23 protein-coding genes are annotated in these 22,042 nt (G+C 66.7%); all 23 read left to right on the plus strand.

Annotation, left to right across the window (positions count from 1 at the left end):
• Window positions 1-11 precede the first annotated feature (11 nt).
• The 23 genes from ACZYW1_RS04630 to ACZYW1_RS04740 all read left to right on the plus strand — a co-directional run bounded on the left by ACZYW1_RS04630 (window position 12) and on the right by ACZYW1_RS04740 (window position 22,024).
• The gene (locus tag ACZYW1_RS04630; protein WP_463783666.1) at window positions 12-1,220 is read left to right on the plus strand and encodes a CaiB/BaiF CoA transferase family protein; all 1,209 of its coding nucleotides are present in this window, start codon (window positions 12-14) and stop codon (window positions 1,218-1,220) included.
• Between the two features lie 58 nt (window positions 1,221-1,278).
• The gene (locus ACZYW1_RS04635; RefSeq protein ID WP_463783668.1) at window positions 1,279-2,181 is read left to right on the plus strand and encodes a hydroxymethylglutaryl-CoA lyase; all 903 of its coding nucleotides are present in this window, start codon (window positions 1,279-1,281) and stop codon (window positions 2,179-2,181) included.
• Window positions 2,171-2,803, plus strand: coding sequence for a TetR/AcrR family transcriptional regulator (locus ACZYW1_RS04640; protein ID WP_463783670.1), 633 nt, complete (start codon window positions 2,171-2,173; stop codon window positions 2,801-2,803). Before ACZYW1_RS04635 ends, ACZYW1_RS04640 begins: the two co-directional genes overlap by 11 nt.
• Before the next feature lie 12 nt (window positions 2,804-2,815).
• The gene (locus tag ACZYW1_RS04645) at window positions 2,816-4,054 is read left to right on the plus strand and encodes an acyl-CoA dehydrogenase family protein (RefSeq protein ID WP_463783671.1); all 1,239 of its coding nucleotides are present in this window, start codon (window positions 2,816-2,818) and stop codon (window positions 4,052-4,054) included.
• Window positions 4,051-5,037: a phosphotransferase family protein gene (locus tag ACZYW1_RS04650; RefSeq protein ID WP_463783672.1), complete on the plus strand. Its 987-nt coding sequence runs from the start codon at window positions 4,051-4,053 to the stop codon at window positions 5,035-5,037. Before ACZYW1_RS04645 ends, ACZYW1_RS04650 begins: the two co-directional genes overlap by 4 nt.
• Window positions 5,038-5,054: 17 nt before the next feature.
• Window positions 5,055-5,990 (plus strand): catalase family peroxidase, encoded by a 936-nt coding sequence (locus tag ACZYW1_RS04655; protein WP_463783674.1) that lies wholly within the window; start codon window positions 5,055-5,057, stop codon window positions 5,988-5,990.
• Window positions 5,987-6,325, plus strand: a complete 339-nt coding sequence (locus ACZYW1_RS04660; protein ID WP_463783676.1) for a DUF6285 domain-containing protein — start codon at window positions 5,987-5,989, stop codon at window positions 6,323-6,325. The genes ACZYW1_RS04655 and ACZYW1_RS04660 overlap by 4 nt, the downstream gene beginning before the upstream one ends.
• 11 nt (window positions 6,326-6,336) lie before the next feature.
• Entirely contained in the window at window positions 6,337-6,708 is a 372-nt protein-coding gene (locus ACZYW1_RS04665; RefSeq protein ID WP_463783678.1) for a nuclear transport factor 2 family protein, read from the plus strand.
• 85 nt (window positions 6,709-6,793) lie between these two features.
• Window positions 6,794-7,321 carry a YceI family protein gene (locus ACZYW1_RS04670; protein WP_463783679.1) on the plus strand — a complete coding sequence of 176 codons (528 nt, stop codon included), beginning with the start codon at window positions 6,794-6,796 and terminating at the stop codon, window positions 7,319-7,321.
• A gap of 74 nt (window positions 7,322-7,395) precedes the next feature.
• Window positions 7,396-7,794 (plus strand): Rv3143 family two-component system response regulator, encoded by a 399-nt coding sequence (locus ACZYW1_RS04675; protein ID WP_463783681.1) that lies wholly within the window; start codon window positions 7,396-7,398, stop codon window positions 7,792-7,794.
• Between the two features lie 283 nt (window positions 7,795-8,077).
• Window positions 8,078-8,455 carry an NADH-quinone oxidoreductase subunit A gene (locus ACZYW1_RS04680; protein ID WP_422203650.1) on the plus strand — a complete coding sequence of 126 codons (378 nt, stop codon included), beginning with the start codon at window positions 8,078-8,080 and terminating at the stop codon, window positions 8,453-8,455.
• A gap of 8 nt (window positions 8,456-8,463) precedes the next feature.
• Window positions 8,464-9,018 (plus strand): NuoB/complex I 20 kDa subunit family protein, encoded by a 555-nt coding sequence (locus tag ACZYW1_RS04685; RefSeq protein WP_292991512.1) that lies wholly within the window; start codon window positions 8,464-8,466, stop codon window positions 9,016-9,018.
• Window positions 9,015-9,755 (plus strand): NADH-quinone oxidoreductase subunit C, encoded by a 741-nt coding sequence (locus tag ACZYW1_RS04690; protein WP_463783682.1) that lies wholly within the window; start codon window positions 9,015-9,017, stop codon window positions 9,753-9,755. The genes ACZYW1_RS04685 and ACZYW1_RS04690 overlap by 4 nt, the downstream gene beginning before the upstream one ends.
• A complete protein-coding gene (gene nuoD, locus ACZYW1_RS04695; protein ID WP_463783684.1) occupies window positions 9,755-11,050 on the plus strand; it encodes an NADH dehydrogenase (quinone) subunit D in 1,296 nt (431 codons plus the stop codon). The genes ACZYW1_RS04690 and nuoD overlap by 1 nt, the downstream gene beginning before the upstream one ends.
• Window positions 11,047-11,889 carry an NADH-quinone oxidoreductase subunit NuoE gene (gene nuoE / locus ACZYW1_RS04700; RefSeq protein WP_463783686.1) on the plus strand — a complete coding sequence of 281 codons (843 nt, stop codon included), beginning with the start codon at window positions 11,047-11,049 and terminating at the stop codon, window positions 11,887-11,889. The genes nuoD and nuoE overlap by 4 nt, the downstream gene beginning before the upstream one ends.
• Window positions 11,889-13,211, plus strand: a complete 1,323-nt coding sequence (nuoF, locus tag ACZYW1_RS04705) for an NADH-quinone oxidoreductase subunit NuoF (protein WP_463783688.1) — start codon at window positions 11,889-11,891, stop codon at window positions 13,209-13,211. Before nuoE ends, nuoF begins: the two co-directional genes overlap by 1 nt.
• The gene (locus ACZYW1_RS04710; RefSeq protein ID WP_463783689.1) at window positions 13,208-15,610 is read left to right on the plus strand and encodes an NADH-quinone oxidoreductase subunit G; all 2,403 of its coding nucleotides are present in this window, start codon (window positions 13,208-13,210) and stop codon (window positions 15,608-15,610) included. Before nuoF ends, ACZYW1_RS04710 begins: the two co-directional genes overlap by 4 nt.
• The gene (gene nuoH / locus ACZYW1_RS04715; RefSeq protein ID WP_463783691.1) at window positions 15,607-16,869 is read left to right on the plus strand and encodes an NADH-quinone oxidoreductase subunit NuoH; all 1,263 of its coding nucleotides are present in this window, start codon (window positions 15,607-15,609) and stop codon (window positions 16,867-16,869) included. Before ACZYW1_RS04710 ends, nuoH begins: the two co-directional genes overlap by 4 nt.
• A complete protein-coding gene (gene nuoI, locus ACZYW1_RS04720) occupies window positions 16,862-17,407 on the plus strand; it encodes an NADH-quinone oxidoreductase subunit NuoI (RefSeq protein WP_463783695.1) in 546 nt (181 codons plus the stop codon). Before nuoH ends, nuoI begins: the two co-directional genes overlap by 8 nt.
• Window positions 17,404-18,201: an NADH-quinone oxidoreductase subunit J gene (locus ACZYW1_RS04725; RefSeq protein ID WP_463783696.1), complete on the plus strand. Its 798-nt coding sequence runs from the start codon at window positions 17,404-17,406 to the stop codon at window positions 18,199-18,201. The genes nuoI and ACZYW1_RS04725 overlap by 4 nt, the downstream gene beginning before the upstream one ends.
• Window positions 18,198-18,497, plus strand: a complete 300-nt coding sequence (nuoK, locus tag ACZYW1_RS04730) for an NADH-quinone oxidoreductase subunit NuoK (protein WP_463783700.1) — start codon at window positions 18,198-18,200, stop codon at window positions 18,495-18,497. The genes ACZYW1_RS04725 and nuoK overlap by 4 nt, the downstream gene beginning before the upstream one ends.
• A gap of 4 nt (window positions 18,498-18,501) precedes the next feature.
• The gene (gene nuoL, locus ACZYW1_RS04735; RefSeq protein ID WP_463783703.1) at window positions 18,502-20,385 is read left to right on the plus strand and encodes an NADH-quinone oxidoreductase subunit L; all 1,884 of its coding nucleotides are present in this window, start codon (window positions 18,502-18,504) and stop codon (window positions 20,383-20,385) included.
• 61 nt (window positions 20,386-20,446) lie between these two features.
• Window positions 20,447-22,024 carry an NADH-quinone oxidoreductase subunit M gene (locus tag ACZYW1_RS04740; protein WP_463783704.1) on the plus strand — a complete coding sequence of 526 codons (1,578 nt, stop codon included), beginning with the start codon at window positions 20,447-20,449 and terminating at the stop codon, window positions 22,022-22,024.
• The last annotated feature ends 18 nt before the right edge of the window (window positions 22,025-22,042 follow it).

The raw sequence follows: 22,042 nt of genomic DNA on the forward strand, positions 1-22,042 counted from the left end.
AGGAGCGGCGCGTGAACGAGCCGCCCGGCGCTCTGGACGGCATCCGGGTGCTGGAACTGGGCACCCTGATCGCTGGGCCGTTCGCCGGACGGCTGCTCGGCGACATGGGCGCCGACGTCATCAAGGTCGAGCCGCCGGGTTCGCCGGACCCGCTGCGCACCTGGGGCCAGGCCGAAGTCGACGGGCATCACGTGTTCTGGACCGTGCATGCCCGCAACAAGCGAGCGGTCACCCTGGACCTGCGCAAGCCGCATGGCCGCCAGTTGTTCCTCGATCTCGTCGAGAAGTCCGACATCGTCGTGGAGAACTTCCGCCCGGGCACGCTGGAGAAATGGAATCTGGGTTACGACGTTCTCAGCGAACGTAATCCGGGAATCATCCTGGTTCGAGTCTCGGGCTACGGGCAGACCGGGCCAGACGCGCACAAGGCCGGATACGCCTCGGTCGCCGAGGCCTCCAGTGGTCTGCGCTACCTCAACGGATTCCCCGGCGGTCCGCCGCCGCGGCTGGCGTTGTCCCTGGGCGACAGCCTGGCGGGGATGTTCGGCGCACAGGGCGCCCTGGCCGCGCTGTACCGGCGCGGTGTCACCGGACACGGGCAGGTCGTCGACGTGGCACTCACCGAATCTTGCCTGGCCGTGCAGGAATCAACCATTCCCGACTACGACGTCGGTGGTGTGGTACGCGGGCCGTCCGGCACCCGCCTCGAGGGCATCGCGCCGTCAAACATCTACCAGAGCGCCGACGGCTCGTGGGTGGTGATCGCGGCCAACCAGGACACCGTGTTCGCCCGGTTGTGCACCGCGATGGACCGCGCTGAACTGGCCACCGACGAGCGGTTCGCCAATCATGGTGCCCGCGGCCGCAACCAGGACGAACTCGACCAGATCATCGGCTCGTGGGCCGCCGAGCGCCAGCCCGGCGACATCATCGAAATGCTCAGTGCCGCAGGCGTGATATCGGGACCGATCAACACCGTTGCCGACGTGGTCAACGACCCGCAACTGCGGGCCCGCGGCATGCTGGTCGAGCATCACGACGAGCGGCTCGGCCGACCGGTGCTGGGGCCGGGCATCTCACCGGTGCTGTCGGAATCGCCGGGCAGCGTGCGCAACGCCGGCTCGGCGCGGCCCGGCCAGCACAACGACGACGTCTACCGCGGCGTGCTCGGCAAGAGCGCCGACGAGTTGGCGCAGTTGCGGGCCGAGGGCGTCGTGTGACACCGCCGGCGACGACAGACAGGGCAGTGCGATCCGATCGGTGTAGGAGGAGCGGCGCATGAGCCACGTCGACATTCGCGAGGTGTCGCTGCGCGACGGGTTGCAGATCGAGAAGCCAATCCCGTTGTCCGCCAAACTGGAACTGCTCGCGGCGGTCGCCGCAACCGGGGTTCGGGAAATCGAAGCCACCGCGTTCGTGTCGCCGTCGAAGGTGCCGTCGATGGCCGACGCCGCCGAGCTGGCGGCCGAGCTGTACAACTATCCCGATATCGACTTCTCCGCCCTGGTCGCCAGCCCCAACGGCGCCAAGCGGGCCGTTGCGGCGGGCCTGCGCTCGATCGAATACGTGGTCGCCGCCAGCGATGCCTTCAGCCAGGCCAACGTCGGGCGCAGCAGCGCACAGGCCACGGAGCAGATCGGTGAGATCGTCGCCATCGCGCACGACAGCGACGTCAGCGTCGAGGTGATCGTCGCCGTCGCGTGGGACTGCCCGTTCGAAGGACCCACCCCGCCGCAACGAGTCCTCGACATCGCCGCGTCCGCGCACGATCTGGGCGCCGACCGGTTCAGCATCGCCGACACCATCGGCACGACGACACCGGGACGGGTGCGCTCGCTGATCGCCCAGCTGCGTCCGGTGATCGGCGACCTGCCGCTGGGTGGGCACTTCCACAACACTCGCGGCGCCGGACTGGCCAGCGCCTACGCCGCCGTCGAGTCCGGTGTCACCCGGCTGGACGCGTCGGCCGGCGGGCTGGGCGGCTGCCCGTTCGCACCCGGCGCAACCGGCAACATCGCCACCGAAGACCTGGTGTACCTGCTGCGCGACAGCGGCATCGACACCGACATCGACCTGCAGGCCGCGATCAATGCCGCGGGTGTCGCGAAAACGGTTGTCGGCCATGACTTGCCGAGTGCGCTGCTGCGGGCCGGCGACCGGAAGCCACCCGATGCCCGCTGACGTCCTGACCGCCAAGGGCCGCCAGACCCGCGCGGCCATCGAGCAGGCTGCCCGAAAACTGTTTGCGGAGCGCGGCTTTCATGGCACCACCTTGGCCGAAATCACGTCGGCGGCCGGAAAATCGGCGGCGGTGTTCTATCGGTATTTCAACGACAAAGAAGACCTGCTCTTCGCTCTCGCGGAGTCATTTCTGCATGAGGTGCTGACGCCGTCCGGGCTGAGCCTGCACCTGCCGGACTCCCCCGAGGATGACGCGTTCTTCACGTCGGTGGTCACCGGATACTGGAACATGTTCAAGCAGAACATCGGAATCATGATCGCCGTCGATCAACTGGCCACCACCCAGCAGCGATTTGCCACTGTGCAGAACGAGTTTCGCCGTTTCGGGATGGACATCGTGGCAGCGTCGATTCGACACGTCCAGCAGCACGGCTACGCCGCCGACCTCAACCCCGAACACATCGCCGCGGCCATCGCGCTGCTGTTCGAGAACTTCACCACGGTGTTCGTGGGGCCGGCCGGATCCGGGCGGCTGGGACTGACGATCAGCAACGACGACGCGATCGCGACTCTCGCTACGGTGTGGAAGAAAACCCTGTACGGCGCATCAATGGGAACTTGAGGAGAAATCAGAGTGGATTTCACGTTGCCCGAACACCTTCCGGGCGTACTCGCCGACATGGACGCTTTCATCGAGCGTGAGATCGCCCCGCTGCAAGCCGAGAACATGCAGTATTTCGACCAGCGCCGTGAACACGCCCGCACCGACTGGGACAATGACGGCATCCCCACCCGGGAGTGGGAGGACCTGCTCGCCGAGATGCGCCGCCGTGCCGACAAGGCGGGCTGGCTGCGCTACGGGCTACCCGCATCGCTCGGCGGTCGTGATGGCACCAACATCGACATGGCCGTCATTCGGGAACATTTGGCCCACAAGGGTCTCGGACTGCACAACGACCTGCAGAACGAGTCGTCGATCGTCGGCAACTTCCCGCAGGTGATCATGATGGAACGATTCGGCACCGACGAGCAGCGCGCCGACTGGTCGGAGGCCTTGATCACCGGTGAACGGTCGATGGCCTTCGGTTTGACCGAGCCGTTGCACGGCTCCGATGCGACGTGGCTGGAAACCCACGCCAAGGCTGACGGTGACGACTGGATCGTCAACGGCTCCAAGCGCTTCAACACCGGAGTGCACCGGGCCACCCACGACCTGATCTTCGCTCGCACCTCCGGCGAACCAGGCCAGGCGCAGGGAATCACCGCGTTCCTGGTGCCCACCGACGCCCCTGGATTCGAAGTCCCCTACTACTGGTGGACTTTCAACATGCCCACCGACCACGGCGAGGTCGAATTGACCGACGTGCGGGTGCCCGCCGACGCGGTGCTCGGCGAAGTGGATCGCGGGCTGGAGGTCGCGCAGACCTTCTTGCACGAGAACCGCATTCGCCAAGCGGCCAGCAGCCTCGGCGCGGCCCAGTACTGCATCGACCGGGCCGCCGAATATGCCGGCACACGAAAGGTTTTCGGTAAGCCGTTATCGGCCAACCAAGCCGTACAGTGGCCGCTGGCCGAGCTGCAGACCGAGGCCCAGATGGTGCGACTGCTGGTGCAGTACGCCGCGTGGCACCTCGACCGCGACCACCACATGGAGGTGTCGGACAAGGTCTCGATGGCCAATTACCGCGCCAACCGTCTGGTGTGCGATGCCGCCGACCGAGCCATGCAGATCTTCGGCGGCCTCGGTTACAGCCGGCACGAACCGTTCGAACACATCTACCGCCATCACCGGCGCTACCGGATCACCGAGGGTGCCGAGGAGATCCAGATCCGTCGAGTGGCCCAGCGGCTGTTCAAGTTCGGCCGCACGTGATCGACGCCGTCGACCTGACACCGAAAGTTGCCGGCGTGCTGGAACCCGCGTTGGGTCCCGGGACTGTCGTCGAGAATCTGCACACGCTGACCGGTGGCGCCAGCAGGACCACGTGGGCATTCGACGCGGTCACCGATGGGCTACGGCGTCCGTTGATCCTTCGCACCGGCCCGCCCGACGAGGTGCACGCGGGTATGGAACTCGAAGCCCGCGCCCAACGCGCCGCGGCTGCCGTGGGCGCGCCGGTCCCCCACATCGTCGTCGCGGACGATTCTGTTGACGCCCTTGGCAATCCATTCCTGATCTGCGACGCGATCGGCGGCGAGACCATCGTCCGTCGCATCCAGCGTCACCTCGACGATGCAGGACGGCAACGGCTGCTGCGACAGTGCGCCGAAGCGCTCGCCGCGATCCACCGGGCCGACCCGGATCTGCCCGGCATCAGCGACGACGACCAGATGGCGCAGTGGCGCGACGAACTGGACACCATCGGCGACACCACCGCCACGTTCGAGTGGGCCTTCCGGTGGCTGGCCGACAACCGGCCCGCGCCATCGCCGACGCGCCTGGTGCACGGCGACTTTCGGATGGGCAATCTGATCGTCGACGAATCGGGGCTGGCGGCGGTGCTGGACTGGGAGCTGGTGCACGTCGGCGAGGTCTACGAAGATCTGGCCTGGTTCTGCATCCGGGCCTGGCGCTTCGGCGCGCCGGCCCACCTCGCGGCCGGTGGGCTGGGCAGCATCGAGGATTTCCTTCACGGTTACGAAAATGCCGGCGGCGCTGCCGTCGACCGGGCCGCGTTTCACTGGTGGCTGGTGCAGGCCACGTTGCGCTGGGGTGTCATCTGCCGCTACCAGGCAGAACGCCACCTGAGCGGGCAGACTCCCTCGGTCGAACTCGCGACCATCGGCCGACGCGTCTGCGAGACGGAATGGGACTTGCTCGACTTGCTCGAGAACGCGGTCGCGGATGCGCGTTGAAAGCCTAGGGTTGTGCTGTGGTCACTCCTGATCAGGCAATCGACGCAATTCGCTCAGCCGGCGGGGCGCAACCGGGCAACCGGGCGCTGCACGCCAAGGGGAAGCTTTACCGCGGCGCCTTCACCGCCGCCCCCGAAGCCGCAGCCCTCTCCCGAGCCGCTCATCTCAGCGGTGCGACGGTGCCGGCGCTGGTCCGATTCTCCAGCGGTTCCGGCAATCCGCAGCAACCCGACAATGCTCCCGGGGTGCGCGGATTGGCAGTGAAGCTCACCCTGCCGGACGGATCGACGACCGACGTCTCCACCCAGACCGCGAAGCTGTTCCCGGCCAGCACCCCCGACGGCTTCATCTCGCTGCTGCGCGCGTCACGTCCCGGCCCCACCGCCCCGCTCCGGTTGATCGGCTACATCGCCACCCACCCGCGTTTCGTCAAGTCGCTGCCGGTGGTCAAGGAAGCCAACAAGGTGCCCGCCAGCTACGGCGCCATCACCTATCACGGCCTGCACGCGTTCCGTTGGGTCGCCGCTGACGGCAGCGCACGCTTCGTCCGCTACCACCTGCGACCCGCCGCGGGTGAGGACATTCTGCCGCCGGACGTCGCTAAGGCCAAAGATGCCGACTTCTTGATCCACGAACTCGACGAACGTCTTGCCTCCCAACCGGTTCGGTTCGATTACCAGGTGCAGATCGCCGCGCACGGCGACTCGACCGTGGACCCGTCCAAGCCCTGGAACAGCGACCAGACCATCACCGTCGGCAGCCTCGAAATCACCGGTGTCGACACCGAACGCGAACACGGCGGCGACATCGTGGTGTTCGACCCGATGCGCGTCACCGACGGCATCGAGCCCTCCGAGGACCCGGTTCTCCGGTTCCGGACCCTGGCCTACTCCGCCTCGGTGAAGCTGCGCAGCGGCGTCGACCGTGGCCCGGAAGCGCCCGCGACTCGATGACCACCGCGCACGGTCGACCCACGGCGGCGGAACTGGTTGCCGCGGTGGCCGAATTCCTCGAGACCGATGTGCGGGAGTCGACGTCGGGTCAGGTCAACTTTCACTCCCGGGTGGCCTCCAACGCGCTGCGGATGGTCGAGCGGGAGCTGCGAGCCGACCCCGATGACGGCGTGGTCGAGGCCCTGGCTCGCACCGGATACGCCGACGAGGCCGACCTGGCCGCAGCGATCCGGGCCGGCGAGGTGAACGGGGCCGACGCCCCGGTGCAGTCGGCGTTGCGGGCGCTGGTCGGCCGCCGATTGGCCGCTGCCCACCCCGGCTACCAGGACGAATAGGGAGCTACGCGATGCCCGCTGCCGATGTTGCCGACGATTTGTTCGCCGCCATCGAACGTGGTGACGAGCCGCGACTCGACGAACTCTTCGCCGACGACATCGCGGTGTGGCGGGCCGCCGCTGAGCGCGACGACGACAAGGTCCGGGCGATGAAGGTCCTGCGATGGTTCATCCGGGTGACCAGCCAGCGCCGCTACGAGATTCTCGACCGTCAGCTGTTCCCCGGCGGGTTCGTCCAGCAGCACATCCTGCATGCCGCCGGAACCAACGGCGGGTCGATCGCGCTGCGGGTCTGCATCGTGATCAAGGTGAACGACAACAGCCGGATCAACCGGATCGACGAATATTTCGACCCGGCCGATCTCGCGCCGATTGTGGGATGAGACGGAGCGAAGCGATGACGAGGAGTGGCGTAGATGACTCCGCCGACGACGATGCAGAGCGAAGCGATGAGGAGGAGTGGCGTAAATGACGGAGCTCGACACACTGCTGAACGACCCCGGGACGTGGACCCTGGACCCCGGACGATCCACCGTCGGCTTCAGCGTCAAAAACTTCTGGGGCCTGCTCAGCGTCAAAGGGAAGTTCAGCGGCACCAACGGCGACGGTCACATCACCGGCAAGGGTGCGATCTTCGGTCGGTTCGACATCCAGGTCGCCTCGCTGCGCACCGGCATAGGCAAGCGCGACGAGCACCTGCGATCGGCCGATTTCTTCGATGCCGACCGTTACCCGGAGATCCGCGTGGAAGTGACCGGGATCGAGCCCGGTCCTGGCGATGCCGCCCACTTGCAAGCCGCCTTCACCATCAAAGGGGTCACCGCGCCGGTCCCGCTGCCGGTTCAGGTGCACGCGCTCGACGGCGGGGGTGTGCGAGTCACGGGACAATCGGTGATCGATCGCGACCAATTCGACATCGGCTGGAATCGATTGGGGATGGTCGGGAAGACGGCAACCGTGTCGGCCGACGCGTACTTCGTGCGCACGCCGCAGTAGACCTGACGGCAGCGGGTTAGTTCGACCCGGCCGATGTGCGGCCCGGATCGGCGCCGGGCAGTACGATCTGGACCGTGTCTGCCACCAGCCCCTTGCGGGTCCTCGTGTACAGCGACAACCCCAACACCCGACAGGCCGTGATGCTGGCGCTCGGCAAACGGGTCCACCCGGACCTGCCCGAGCTGAGCTACGTCGAGGTTGCGACCGGCCCCGTGGTGGTCCAGCAGTTGGACGCGGGCGGCATCGATCTGGCCATCCTGGACGGCGAGGCGACTCCCGAAGGTGGCATGGGCCTGGCAAAGCAGCTCAAGGACGAAATCGACGACGGTCCGCCGATCGTGGTGCTCACCGGGCGCCAGGACGACGCCTGGCTGGCCAGCTGGTCACGTGCCGAGGGCGCGGTTCCCCACCCGATCGATCCGATCCGGCTGAGTCGTACCGTCCTGGAGCTGCTGCGTACGCCGGTTCAGTAGCACTTCGACCGGCTGTAGAACCCGCCCGCGGATCAGCTGCGGGACCGCACCGAACACCTCGTCATATCCGTCTTATCCGTAGGCGGATTCTTTTCGTGCACTTCCGATTTCGCGGTTCCCACCGGCGTGGCCCAGCGGCGAGGGTCTGGTCGCGCCCAGCACCGGTGATGTTGTGGCTGAGGTCACATCTAACCTGATGAGCGCGCGACCGCACACGGTCGCTAGGCTGTGGTTGCGCTCACAGTCCAGCCCATAGACCAGAGTGAGGAAGCGTCGTCGCGGGATGAATCTGTACCTACCCATTCTCGTACTCGGAGGGATCGCCGCCGCGTTCGCGCTCGGCTCGGTCGCACTCGCCCAGATCACCGGTCCGTCCCGCTTCAACCGGGCCAAGCTGGAGGCCTACGAATGCGGGATCGAACCCAGCGACCAGCCGGCCAACGCGCCGCACGCCGGCAGCGGCCAGCGTTTCCCGGTGAAGTACTACCTGACGGCGATGCTGTTCATCGTCTTCGACATCGAAATCGTCTTTCTGTACCCGTGGGCGGTCAGCTACGACCAGCTCGGCTTGTTCGCGCTGATCGAGATGGTGGTCTTCATGCTCACCGTCTTCGTGGCCTACGCGTACGTGTGGCGCCGCGGCGGATTGACTTGGGATTGAGGTAAATCGTGGGCATTGAAGAGAAACTCCCCAGCGGCTTTCTGCTGACCACTGTCGAACAGTTGGCCGGATACTTCCGCAAGAGCTCGCTGTGGCCGGCCACCTTCGGACTGGCCTGCTGCGCCATCGAGATGATGGCCACCGCGGGCCCGCGGTTCGACATCGCACGCTTTGGCATGGAACGGTTTTCGGCAACGCCGCGTCAGGCTGACCTGATGATCGTCGCCGGCCGCGTCAGCCAGAAGATGGCGCCGGTGCTGCGTCAGATCTACGACCAGATGGCCGAGCCCAAATGGGTGCTGGCGATGGGTGTTTGCGCATCTTCAGGCGGGATGTTCAACAACTACGCGATCGTTCAGGGCGTCGACCACGTCGTGCCGGTGGACATCTACCTGCCTGGCTGCCCGCCGCGGCCGGAGATGCTGCTGTACGCAATCCTGAAGTTGCACGAGAAGATTCAGCAGATGCCGCTCGGCGTCAACCGCGAGCAGGCGATCGCCGAGGCCGAGCAGGCGGCGCTGTCCGCCCGGCCGACGATCGAGCACCTCGGGCTGCTGCGATGAGTTCTCCGGAACACGACCCGAAGCGGGCGACCAGCGAGGTCGGCGGCACTCCGGTCGGTGCCGACGCTTCTGACGCCGAACGGATCAGCGTGCGCCGTGGCATGTTCGGCGTCCGCGGTAGCGGCGACACGTCGGGATACGGACGCCTGGTTCGCCAGGTCACGATCGACGAAGGAAGCCCCCGCCCGTACGGCTTCTACTTCGACGAGCTGGTCGACCGGCTCGCCGAGGCGCTGCAATCCGACGACAACGTCGAATTCGCGGACGCCATCGAGAAAGTCGTGGTGTACCGCAACGAGCTGACGTTGCACGTGCGGCGTGAGTTGTTGCCGCAGGTCGCCCGCCGGCTGCGCGACGACCCGCAGCTGCGGTTCGAGCTCTGCCTGGGCGTGAACGGCGTGCACTACCCGGACGAGACGGACCGCGAGTTGCATGCCGTCTATCCGCTGAAGTCGATCACCCACAACCGTCGGGTCAGGCTGGAAGTGGCTGCGCCAGATGGCGATCCGCACATCCCGTCACTGTTCGGCATCTATCCGACCAACGACTGGCATGAACGCGAGACCTACGACTTTTTCGGCATCATCTTCGACGGCCATCCGTCGTTGACCCGGATCCAGATGCCTGACGATTGGCAGGGGCACCCGCAGCGCAAGGACTATCCGCTCGGTGGCGTCCCGGTGGAGTACAAGGGCGCCCAGATTCCCCCGCCCGACCAGCGGAGGTCGTACAACTGATGAGTGAAACCCTGGTAACTCTCGGTGGGCAGGACTGGGACAAGATCGTCGAGGCCGCCCGGCAGCGCGGTGAGCCCGGCGAGCGGATCGTCGTCAACATGGGCCCGCAACACCCGTCCACCCACGGCGTGCTGCGCCTGATCCTGGAGATCGAGGGCGAGACCGTCACCGACGCGCGCTGCGGAATCGGCTACCTGCACACCGGAATCGAGAAGAATCTCGAATACCGGTACTGGACGCAGGGCGTGACGTTCGTGACCCGGATGGATTACCTGTCACCGTTTTTCAACGAGACGGCGTTCTGCCTGGGCGTGGAGAAGCTGCTCGGCATCACCGACGAAATCCCCGAGCGGGTCAACGTCATCCGGGTGATGATGATGGAGCTCAACCGGATCTCCTCGCACCTGGTCGCGCTGGCCACCGGTGGCATGGAGCTGGGCGCGATGACGCCGATGTTCACCGGCTTCAAGGGCCGCGAGATCATCCTGACGCTGTTCGAATACATCACCGGCTTGCGGATGAACAGTGCCTACATCCGTCCGGGGGGCGTGTCGCAGGACTTGCCACCCGACGCCAAGACCGAAATCGCGGCGGCCCTCAAGGATTTGAAGCTCGCTCTGCACGAGATGGGCAACCTGCTCAACGAGAGCGCCATCTGGAAAGCCCGCACCAAGGACGTCGGCTACCTGGACCTGACGGGCTGCATGGCCCTCGGCGTGACCGGTCCGTGCCTGCGGTCCACCGGGTTGCCCCATGACCTCCGTAAGGCCGAACCGTACTGCGGATACGAGAACTACGAATTCGACGTGATGACCGATGACGGGTGTGACTCGTACGGCCGCTACATCATTCGCGTCAAGGAGATGTCGGAGTCGGTCAAGATCGTCGAGCAGTGCCTGGACAAATTGAAGCCCGGCCCGACCATGATCGAGGACCGCAAGATCGCCTGGCCGGCCGACCTGAAAGTCGGGCCGGACGGACTTGGCAACTCGCCGGAGCACATCGAGAAGATCATGAGCGGCTCGATGGAGGCGCTGATCCACCACTTCAAACTGGTCACCGAGGGAATCCGCGTTCCCGCCGGGCAGGTCTATGTCGCCGTCGAATCGCCGCGCGGCGAGTTGGGTGTGCACATGGTCAGCGACGGCGGCACCCGCCCGTACCGGGTGCACTACCGCGACCCCTCGTTCACCAACCTCCAAGCCGTTGCCGCGATGTGCGAGGGCGGCATGGTCGCCGACGTCATCACCGCGGTGGCCAGTATCGACCCCGTGATGGGCGGAGTAGACCGATGACCGCAGCACCCCAAGCCGGCGCCGGCAACGGCGAGCCCGGCGCCGACAAGGGCGAGCGGGTGTTCCTCCGCCTGGGGCCGCCACCGGAGGAGCCCGGCCAGTTCGTCACCGACGGCGCGCCGCAGTCCTACCCGGCCGATGTGCAGGCCCAGCTCGAGGTCGACGCCAAGGACATCATCGGCCGCTATCCGAGTCCACGCTCGGCGCTGCTGCCGCTGCTGCATCTGGTACAGGCACAGGACGGCTACATCACCCCGGCCGGTGTGGAGTTCTGCGGCGCCCAGCTCGGTCTGACCGGTGCCGAAGTTGCCGCTGTCGCAAGCTTTTACACCATGTACCGGCGCGGACCGACCGGCGACTACCTGGTCGGGGTGTGCACCAACACGCTGTGCGCGGTGATGGGTGGCGACGCGATCTTCGACTCACTCAAGGACCACCTCGGCCTGGCCAACGGCGAGACCACCGACGACGGCTCGGTCACCCTGGAACACATCGAATGCAACGCCGCCTGCGACTTCGCGCCCGTGGTGATGGTCAACTGGGAGTTCTACGACAACCAGACCGTCGACTCGGCGCGCACGCTCGTCGATGGTCTGCGTTCCGGTAATCCGCCGGCTCCAACCCGCGGAAACCTGTGCAAGTTCAAGGAAACCGAGCGGATTCTGGCCGGCTTCCCGGACCAGCGACCGGACGAAGGCCAGGGCGGCGCCGGCGCGGCGACGCTGGCCGGGTTGCGCGTGGCCAAGGAGAAGAACATGAGTGCCGGCGACACTGCAGAGCGAAGCGCTGCCGAGGAGCCGCAGAAGAAATCAGCACCGCCGGCGGGGGAGAAAACATAATGGCGTCACCGACACCGCTGGCTCCGGTGCTGAGCCGATACTGGGACGACCCGGAGTCGTGGACGCTGGAAACCTACCGTCGCAACGACGGCTACCAGGCGCTCGACAAGGCCTTGAAACTCGACCCGGACGCGGTGATCTCGGCGGTCAAGGATTCCGGGCTGCGTGGTCGCGGTGGCGCGGGTTTCTCGACCGGTACCAAGTGGTCGTTCATCCCGCAGGGCGACAGTGGCGCCGCGGCCAAGCCGCACTATCTGGTGGTCAACGCCGACGAGTCGGAACCTGGCACCTGCAAAGACATTCCGCTGATGCTGGCCACCCCGCACGTCCTGGTCGAGGGCGTCATCATCGCGTCGTACGCGATCCGGGCCAGCCACGCGTTCATCTACGTCCGCGGTGAGGTGCTGCCGGTGCTGCGGCGCCTGCAGAACGCCGTCGCCGAGGCCTACGCAAACGGTTACCTGGGCCGCAACATCGGCGGGTCGGGGTACGACCTGGAGCTGGTGGTGCACGCCGGCGCCGGCGCCTACATCTGCGGCGAGGAGACCGCGCTGCTGGACTCGTTGGAAGGCCGTCGTGGTCAGCCGCGGTTGCGGCCGCCGTTTCCCGCGGTCGCCGGCCTGTACGGCTGCCCGACGGTGATCAACAACGTCGAGACCATCGCCAGCGTCCCGTCGATCGTGCTCAACGGCGTCGACTGGTTCCGCTCGATGGGCAGCGAGAAATCCCCCGGCTACACGCTGTATTCGCTGTCGGGCCACGTGACCAACCCGGGCCAGTACGAGGCACCGCTGGGCATCACGCTGCGCGAACTGCTCGACTACGCCGGCGGTGTGCGCGCCGGTCACCAGCTGAAGTTCTGGACTCCCGGCGGGTCGTCGACGCCGCTGCTGACCGACGAGCATCTCGACGTGCCACTGGATTACGAGGGCGTCGGATCGGCCGGGTCGATGCTGGGCACCAAAGCGCTGGAGATTTTCGACGAGACCACCTGCGTGGTGCGCGCGGTGGGCCGCTGGATCGACTTCTACAAGCACGAGTCGTGCGGCAAGTGCACGCCATGCCGCGAGGGCACGTTCTGGCTGAGTCAGATCTATCACCGCCTGGAAGGCGGTCAGGGCACCGCCGGTGACCTCGACAAGCTCACCGACATCGCCGACGCGATTCTCGGAAAGTCGTTCTGCGCCTTGGGCGACGGTGCGGCCAGCCCGGTGGCGTCGTCGATCAAGTTCTTCCGCGACGAGTATGTCGCCCACATCGACGGGGGTAGTTGCCCGTTCGATCCCAAGCTGTCCATGCTCGCCTCGAATGGAGCCTCATGACGCAAACCGCTGACACCGGCGAAAAGGTCACCGAGCCCGAGCTGGTGACGCTGACCATCGATGGCACCGAAGTCAGTGTTCCCAAGGGCACCTTGGTGATTCGGGCCGCCGAGCTGATCGGCGTGCAGATCCCCCGATTCTGCGATCACCCGCTGCTCGACCCGGTCGGCGCGTGCCGGCAGTGCATCGTCGAGATCGAGGGCCAACGTAAGCCGATGGCGTCGTGCACCATTCCGGTCGCCGACGACATGGTGGTGCGCACGCAGTTCAGCTCCGAGGTGGCCGACAAGGCGCAGCACGGGGTGATGGAACTGCTGCTGATCAACCACCCGCTGGACTGCCCGATGTGCGACAAGGGCGGCGAGTGCCCGCTGCAGAACCAGGCGATGTCCAACGGCCGCGCCGACTCTCGGTTCGACGACGTCAAGCGCACGTTCACCAAACCGATCAACATCTCGTCGCAGGTGCTGCTGGACCGCGAGCGCTGCATCCTGTGCGCGCGCTGCACGCGGTTCTCCGAGCAGATCGCCGGTGACCCGTTCATCGACATGCAGGAGCGTGGCGCGCTCCAGCAGGTGGGCATCTATGCCAACGAGCCGTTCGAGTCGTACTTCTCCGGCAACACCGTGCAGATCTGCCCGGTGGGGGCGCTGACCGGCACCGCCTACCGGTTCCGGGCCCGCCCGTTCGACCTGGTCTCGAGCCCGAGCGTGTGCGAGCACTGCGCCGGCGGCTGCGCCGAGCGCACCGACCACCGCCGCGGCAAGGTGCTGCGCCGGCTGGCCGGTGACGATCCCGAAGTCAACGAGGAGTGGAACTGCGACAAGGGTCGCTGGGCGTTCAAGTACGCCACCCAGGGCGACCGGATCACCACTCCCCTGGTCCGCGGTGAAGACGGCGCGCTCGAGCCCGCCTCGTGGCCGCATGCGGTCGCCGTGGCGCTCCAAGGACTCACCACGGCCGCCGGCGGGGCCGGTGTGCTGCCCGGCGGGCGGCTGACCGTCGAGGACGCCTACGCCTACTCGAAGTTCGCCCGGATCGTGCTGGGCACCAACGACATCGACTTCCGCGCCCGTCCCCTCTCTAGCGAGGAGACCGAATTCCTGGCCGCTCGCGTCGCCGGGAAGCCGCTCACGACCAGCTACTCCGACCTGGAGTCGGCGCCGGTGGTGCTGCTGGTCGGATTCGAGCCCGAGGAAGAGTCGCCGATCGTGTTCCTGCGGCTGCGCAAGGCCGCACGTAAGCACGGTCTGCCGGTGCATTCGATTGCACCGTGGGCCAGCAACGGTCTACGGAAGATGCAGGGCACGCTGATCGAGACCGCTCCGGGTGGCGAGGCCGCCGCGCTGGACGGGCTGGCCGGCGGTGAACTCGAAGGACTGTTGGCCAAGCCGGGCGCCGTCATCTTGGTCGGTGAGCGGCTGGCGAGTTCGCCCGGTGCCCTGTCTGCCGTGGCACGGCTGGCCGACAGCACCGGCGCCAAACTGGCGTGGGTGCCGCGCCGCGCCGGTGATCGCGGCGCGATCGAGGCCGGGGCGCTGCCGGGGCTGCTGCCCGGCGGCCGTCCGCTGAGCGACGAGACGGCTCGCGCGCAGGTCGCCGCGGGCTGGAATGTCGCCGATCTGCCGACCGCCGAAGGGCGCGACGCGGAGGGCATCCTGGCCGCCGCGAAAGACGGCAGCCTGGGCGCGCTGCTGGTCGGTGGCATCGACCCCAACGATTTCGCCGACCCCGACGCGGTCCTCGCCGCACTCGACGCCGCGGGTTTCGTGGTGAGCCTCGAACTGCGACACGGCGCGGTCACCGAACGCGCCGACGTGGTCTTCCCGATCGCTCCGGCCGCCGAGAAGGCCGGTACCTACGTGAACTGGGAAGGCCGTCAACGCAGCTTCGCCGGCGCGCTGCCGCCCGCCGCCACGCCGGATTGCCGGGTGCTGGACACCCTGGCCGACGAGGTGGGCATCGACCTCGGATTCCCCACTGTGGCCGCCGGTCTGGACGATCTCAACCGGTTGGGCGCCTGGGACGGCGCGCCCGCACCTGCCCCGACCGCCGCCGCGGCCGAGGCCCCGAAACCCGGTGCCGGAGAAGCGATTCTGGCCGGCTGGCGAATGATGCTGGATGACGGCCAGCTGCAGGACGGCGAGCCACACCTGGCCGGTACGGCGCGCAAACCCGTGGTGCGGTTGTCGGCGGCCACCGCGAACGGCCTCGGCGCCGCCGACGGTGATGACGTCACGGTCAGCACCGCGCGCGGCTCGATCACCCTGCCGCTGACGATCACCGAGATGCCCGACCACGTGGCATGGCTGCCGCTGAACTCGCCGGGCTCGGCGGTGCACCGGCAACTGGGCGTCACTCCCGGCGCAGTGGTGAGCATTGGAGCGAGCAAACAATGACCGGTTTTGGGCAAGACACCTGGTGGCTGATCCTGGCCAAGTCCTTGCTGGTCTTTGTGTTCCTGGTGCTGACCGTGCTGATCGCGATCCTCGCCGAACGCAAGATCCTGGGCCGGATGCAGATGCGCTGGGGCCCCAACCGGGTCGGCCCGCGCGGCTACCTCCAGAGCCTGGCCGACGGCATCAAGCTGGCGCTCAAGGAGCCGCTCATCCCGTTCGGCGTCGAGAAGCCCATTTTCCTTCTCGCCCCGGCTATTTCGACGATCCCCGCGATCACCGCCTTTGCGTTCATCCCCTTCGGTCCACAGGTTTCGGTGTTCGGCCACCGGACGCCGCTTCAGGTGACCGACCTGCCGGTGGCGGTGCTGTTCATCCTGGCGCTGTCGTCGATCGGGGTGTACGGCATCGTGCTCGCCGGATGGTCCTCGGGTTCGACGTACCCGCTGCTGGGTGGCGTGCGTTCCACCGCGCAGGTGATCTCCTACGAGGTCGCGATGGGGCTGTCGTTCGCGACCGTATTCCTCTACGCCGGAACGATGTCCACCTCGCAGATCGTGTCGGCGCAAGACCGGGTCTGGTACATCTTCCTGCTGCTGCCGAGTTTCTGCACCTACCTGGTGTCGATGGTCGGCGAGACCAACCGGGCACCGTTCGACCTGCCCGAGGCCGAAGGCGAGCTGGTCGCCGGCTTCCACACCGAGTACTCGTCGCTGAGCTTCGCGATGTTCTTCCTCGCCGAGTACATCAACATGACGACGGTGTCCGCGCTGGCCGCGACGCTGTTCATGGGCGGCTGGCACGCGCCGTGGCCGCTGAACATGTGGGCAGGCGCCAACAGCGGCTTCTGGCCGGTGCTGTGGTTCACCGCGAAGGTGTGGGTGTTCCTGTTCCTCTACATCTGGTTGCGCGGCGTTCTCCCGCGACTGCGCTACGACCAGTTCATGGCGCTCGGGTGGAAGATCCTGATCCCGGTCTCGCTGGTCTGGGCGTTGATCGCCGCCGGGATCCGCACGCTGCGCGATCAGGGCTTTGCGCACTGGACGGCGGTGCTGGTCGGCGCCAGCATCGTGGTCACCGCCGTACTGCTGTATCTGTTGCAGAGACCGTTCAGCAACAGACAGCTTCGCAAGAAGCGACGTCGCACGGAGGAGGAGGCGAGGGCCGCACACACCGCGGCGGCCCTGGAACCGGTCTTCCCGACGCCGCCGATGCCCGCGAAATCGCTGGCGCCAGCGACCAAGGAGGTAGCCAATGGCTAAGTTCCTCAGTTCCCTCGCCGGATTCGGTGTCACGTTCGGCGCGATGTTCAAGCGCCCGATCACCGAGAGCTATCCGGAGAACCCGGGCCCGGTGAAGCCGCGCTACCACGGGCGCCATCAGCTCAACCGCTACGCCGACGGCCTGGAAAAATGCATCGGCTGCGAACTGTGCGCCTGGTCGTGCCCCGCCGACGCGATCTACGTCGAGGGCGCCGACAACACCGATGAGGCCCGGTTCTCGCCGGGTGAGCGCTACGGCCGCGTCTACCAGATCAACTACCTGCGCTGTATCGGCTGCGGGCTGTGCGTCGAAGCCTGCCCCACCCGGGCACTGACCATGACCAACCACTACGAGATGGCCGACGACAACCGTGCCGACCTGATCTACGAAAAGCAGAACCTGCTCGCACCCCTGCTCGAGGGCATGAACCCAGCGCCGCACCCACGGGCGGAGGGATCCACCGACGCCGACTACTACCGCGGCAACATCACCGCCAACGGCCTTCGCCAGCTGCCGATCACGGATGTCTCGAAGTGACCACCCTGCTGGCCGCGGACGTGATCGCCCGCACGTCCACCGGCGAAGCCGTGACGTTCTGGATTCTCGGCGCGCTGGCGCTGATCGGCGCGCTGGGCGTGGTGATGGCCGCCAACGCGGTCTACTGCGCGATGTCACTGGCCCTGACGATGCTCTCGCTGGCGGTGATCTACATGATCGAGGACGCGTTGTTCCTCGGCGTCGTGCAGATCGTGGTCTACACCGGCGCGGTGATGATGCTGTTCCTGTTCGTGCTGATGCTGATCGGCGTGGACTCCGCGGAATCGCTGGTCGAAACCCTTCGCGGACAACGGATCGCGGCGGTGGCCGCCGGGCTGGCATTCGGCATCGTGCTGATCGCCGGCATCGGCAACGTCGCCGCGCACGGCTTCGTCGGGCTGACCGAAGCCAACGCGGGCGGCAATGTCCAAGGCCTGGCGGCGCTGATCTTCACCCAATACCTGTGGGCCTTCGAGCTGACCAGCGCGCTGCTCATCACCGCGGCCATCGGCGCGATGATCCTGGCGCACCGCGAACGCTTCGAGCGGCGAAAGACTCAGCGCGAGATGTCCATCGAGCGGTTCCAGGCCGGCGGCCACCCCACCCCGCTGCCCGGCCCGGGCGTCTTCGCCCGGCACAACGCCGTCGACACCCCCGCGCGACTGCCCGACGGTTCGCCGTCCCGGCTGTCGGTGCCCGCGGTTCTGGAACTACGCCCGGTCAAGGACCGTGACCTGCCGGCACCCAACGGCGCCAACGGTTCTCGCGCCATCACGAGAGGGGGTGCGTCGTGAATCCGCACAACTACCTGTACCTCTCCGCGCTGCTGTTCACCATCGGCGCGGCCGGTGTCCTGTTGCGGCGGAACGCGATCGTCATGTTCATGTGCGTCGAGCTGATGCTCAACGCGGTGAACCTGGCCTTCGTCACCTTCGCCCGGCTGCGCGGTCACCTGGACGGTCAGATGATCGCGTTCTTCACGATGGTCGTCGCCGCCTGCGAGGTGGTGGTGGGGCTCGCCATCATCATGACGATTTTCCGCGCCCGTAAGTCGGCTTCGGTCGACGACGCCAACCTGCTCAAGGGCTGAGGGGATGACACATTTGATCTGGCTGCTCGTCGCGCTGCCCGCGGCCGGCGCCGCGACCCTGCTGCTCGGCGGTAGGCGCACCGACACCTGGGGACACTGGCTGGGCTGCCTGACCGCGCTGGGTTCGTTCGCGGTCGGCCTGTCGTTGCTCACCGACATGCTCGGCCGTCACGGCGACGCCCGGACCATCGTCCAGAATCTGTTCACCTGGATCCCGGTCAACGGCCTGCAGGTCGATTTCGGTCTTCAAATCGACCAACTGTCAATCTGTTTCGTTCTGCTGATCACCGGGGTCGGGTCACTGATCCACATCTACTCGGTCGCCTACATGGCCGAAGACCCCGACCGCCGCAGGTTTTTCGCGTACCTGAACTTGTTCCTGGCGGCGATGCTGCTGTTGGTGGTGGCCGATAACTTCGTGGGGCTCTACGCCGGCTGGGAAGGCGTGGGTCTGGCGTCCTACCTGCTGATCGGGTTCTGGTATCACAAGCCGACCGCGGCCACCGCGGCCAAGAAGGCGTTCGTGATGAACCGGGTCGGCGATGCCGGGCTGGCGCTGGCGATCTTCGTCATCTTCGCCAACTTCGGCACGTTGTCCTACTCGGGCGTCTTCGGTCAGGCCGCGGGCGCCAGCCCCAGCGCGCTGACGTGGATAGGGCTGCTGCTGCTGTCGGGGGCCTGCGCCAAGTCCGCCCAGGTTCCGCTGCAGGCCTGGCTCGGGGACGCGATGGAAGGTCCAACTCCGGTGTCCGCGCTGATCCACGCTGCCACCATGGTGACTGCCGGTGTCTACCTGATCGTGCGCTCCAACCCGCTCTACAGCCTGTCCCCCGACGCCCGGCTCGGCGTGATCATCGTCGGCGCCGTCACGCTGATGTTCGGGGCGATCATCGGTTGCGCCAAGGACGACATCAAGCGAGCGCTGGCCGCGTCCACGATGAGCCAGATCGGTTACATGGTGCTGGCCGCCGGCCTGGGCCCGGCCGGCTACGCGTTCGCGATCCTGCACCTGCTCACGCACGGCTTCTTCAAAGCGGGCCTGTTCCTCGGTTCCGGCTCGATCATCCACGCGATGCACGAAGAGCAGGACATGCGCCACTACGGCGGTCTGCGCAGCGCCCTCCCGGTCACGTTCGCCACGTTCGGCCTCGGCTACCTGGCGATCATCGGTGTGCCGCCGTTCGCCGGCTTCTTCTCCAAAGACGCCATCATCGAAGCCGCCCTGGGAGCGGGTGGGGCCGGCGGCTGGATTCTCGGTGGCACCGCGCTGCTGGGCGCCGGTATCACCGCGTTCTACATGACCCGGGTGATGCTGCTGACCTTCTTCGGCAAAAAGCGTTGGGCCGCCGACGCGCATCCGCACGAGGCGCCCGCGCTGATGGCCTGGCCGATGATCCTGCTGGCGGTCGGGTCGGTGTTCTCCGGCGGGCTGCTGGGCTGGGGTGGCACGCTGCAGCACTGGCTGGAGCCGGTGACCACCTTCGAGGAGAGCACCCCCGTCGCGCCGAGTTGGGTGGTCAGTGCCGTGGCCGTCGGCATCGTCGCAGTCGGCTTCCTGGTCGCGCTCTGGCGATACCTCGGCAAACCGATACCCGAGACCGCCCCGACCGACGTGTCGGTGCTGACCATGGCCGCCCGCCGCGACCTCTACGGAGACGCCTTCAACGAGGGAGCGTTCATGCGTCCAGGGGCGCAATTCACCCACGCGCTAGTCGATTTCGACGACCAAGGTGTGGACGGCTCGGTCAACGGGCTGGCCAACCTGGTGGGTCGTGCATCGGAGTGGTTACGCGGCTTCCAGACCGGATTCGCCCGTAACTACGCCTTGTCGATGTTGGCCGGAGCGGCGCTGGTCGCCGCCGGGATCCTGGCGGTGCAACTGTGGTGACCGCCTTCGCGCCGTCGACGACGATCGGTGCCGAGCGTAGCGATGAAGAGGAGCGGCGCTCATGACCAACGGTCCGTGCCTTTCGATTCTGTGGCTGTTGCCGCTCGTCGGCGCCGTGGTGATCATTCTGCTTCCGGCCGGTGCGCGCCAGCTCGCCAAGTGGCTCGGCGTGGCCGTCTCGGTCGCGGTGCTGGCGTTGTCGATCGCACTCGCGCTGGCCTTCCGGGCCGGCGGGCCGACCTACCAGTTCACCGAATCTCACCCCTGGATACCGGCTTTCGGCGCCGGCTACACGCTCGGGGTCGACGGTATCGCGCTGATGCTGGTGCTGGTGACCACCATCCTGGTGCCGTTCCTTCTGGTGGCGGGCTGGAACGACGGCGGCGACAAGCCCCGCGGTACCCAGGCCTACGTGGCGCTGACGCTGACCATCGAATCGATGGTGCTGATCTCGGTGGTCTCGCTCGACGTGCTGCTGTTCTACGTGTTCTTCGAAGCCATGCTCATCCCGATGTACTTCCTCATCGGTGGTTTCGGCAGCGGTGCCCACCGGTCACGCGCCGCGGTCAAGTTCCTGCTGTACAACCTGTTCGGCGGACTGATCATGCTGGCCGCCGTGATCGGCCTGTACGTGGTGACGGCTGAACACGGTTCGGGCACTTTCGATTTCCGTCAGATCGTCGCCGCCGTCACCACCGGCTCGCTGAACGCGTCGTCGGGTGTACTCAAGGCGCTGTTCCTGGGTTTCATGTTCGCCTTCGCGATCAAAGCGCCGCTCTGGCCGTTCCACCGCTGGCTGCCCGACGCCGCGGTCGAGTCGACGCCGGCGACCGCGGTTCTGATCACCGCCGTGATGGACAAGGTCGGCACGTTCGGCATGCTGCGGTACTGCCTGCAGTTGTTCCCCGATGCCTCAACGTATTTCCGGCCCGTCATCGTGGCTCTGGCGTTGATCGGTGTCATCTACGGCGCGATTGTGGCGATCGGCCAGACCGACATCATGCGGCTGATCGCCTACACGTCGATCTCACACTTCGGCTTCATCATTCTCGGCATCTTCGTGATGACGAGTCAGGGGCAGAGCGGTGCGACGCTGTACATGCTCAATCACGGCATCTCCACCGCCGCGGTGTTCCTGATAGCGGGCTTCTTGATCTCGCGACGCGGCACCCGGTCGATCGCCGCGTACGGCGGCATCCAGAAGGTGGCGCCGGTGCTGGCGGGCACGTTCCTGGTTGCCGGACTGGCCACGGTGTCGCTGCCCGGACTGGCACCGTTCGTCAGCGAATTCCTGGTGCTGCTGGGCGCTTACAACCGCTACTGGCTGGCGGCGGCGGTCGGAGTGGTCGCGCTGGTGCTCTCCTCGATCTACATCCTGTGGCTGTACCAGCGGGTGATGACCGGCCCTGTCACGCAGGGCAACGAGCGGATCCGTGACCTGGTGCCGCGCGAAATCCTGGTCGTCGCTCCCCTGATCCTGCTGTTGCTGGTCCTCGGCATCTACCCGAAGCCAGTGCTCGACATCATCAATCCGGCGGTGGGCAACACCATGACGACCATCGGTGCCCACGACCCCGCGCCGATTGTGCGACCGGGAACGGCGCGCATACCCGGAATGGCGGAAGGACCGCACCGATGACGCTTCTCGCCACCGCAC

The sequence above is a fragment of the Mycobacterium sp. IDUB_36 genome (genome assembly GCF_055419225.1).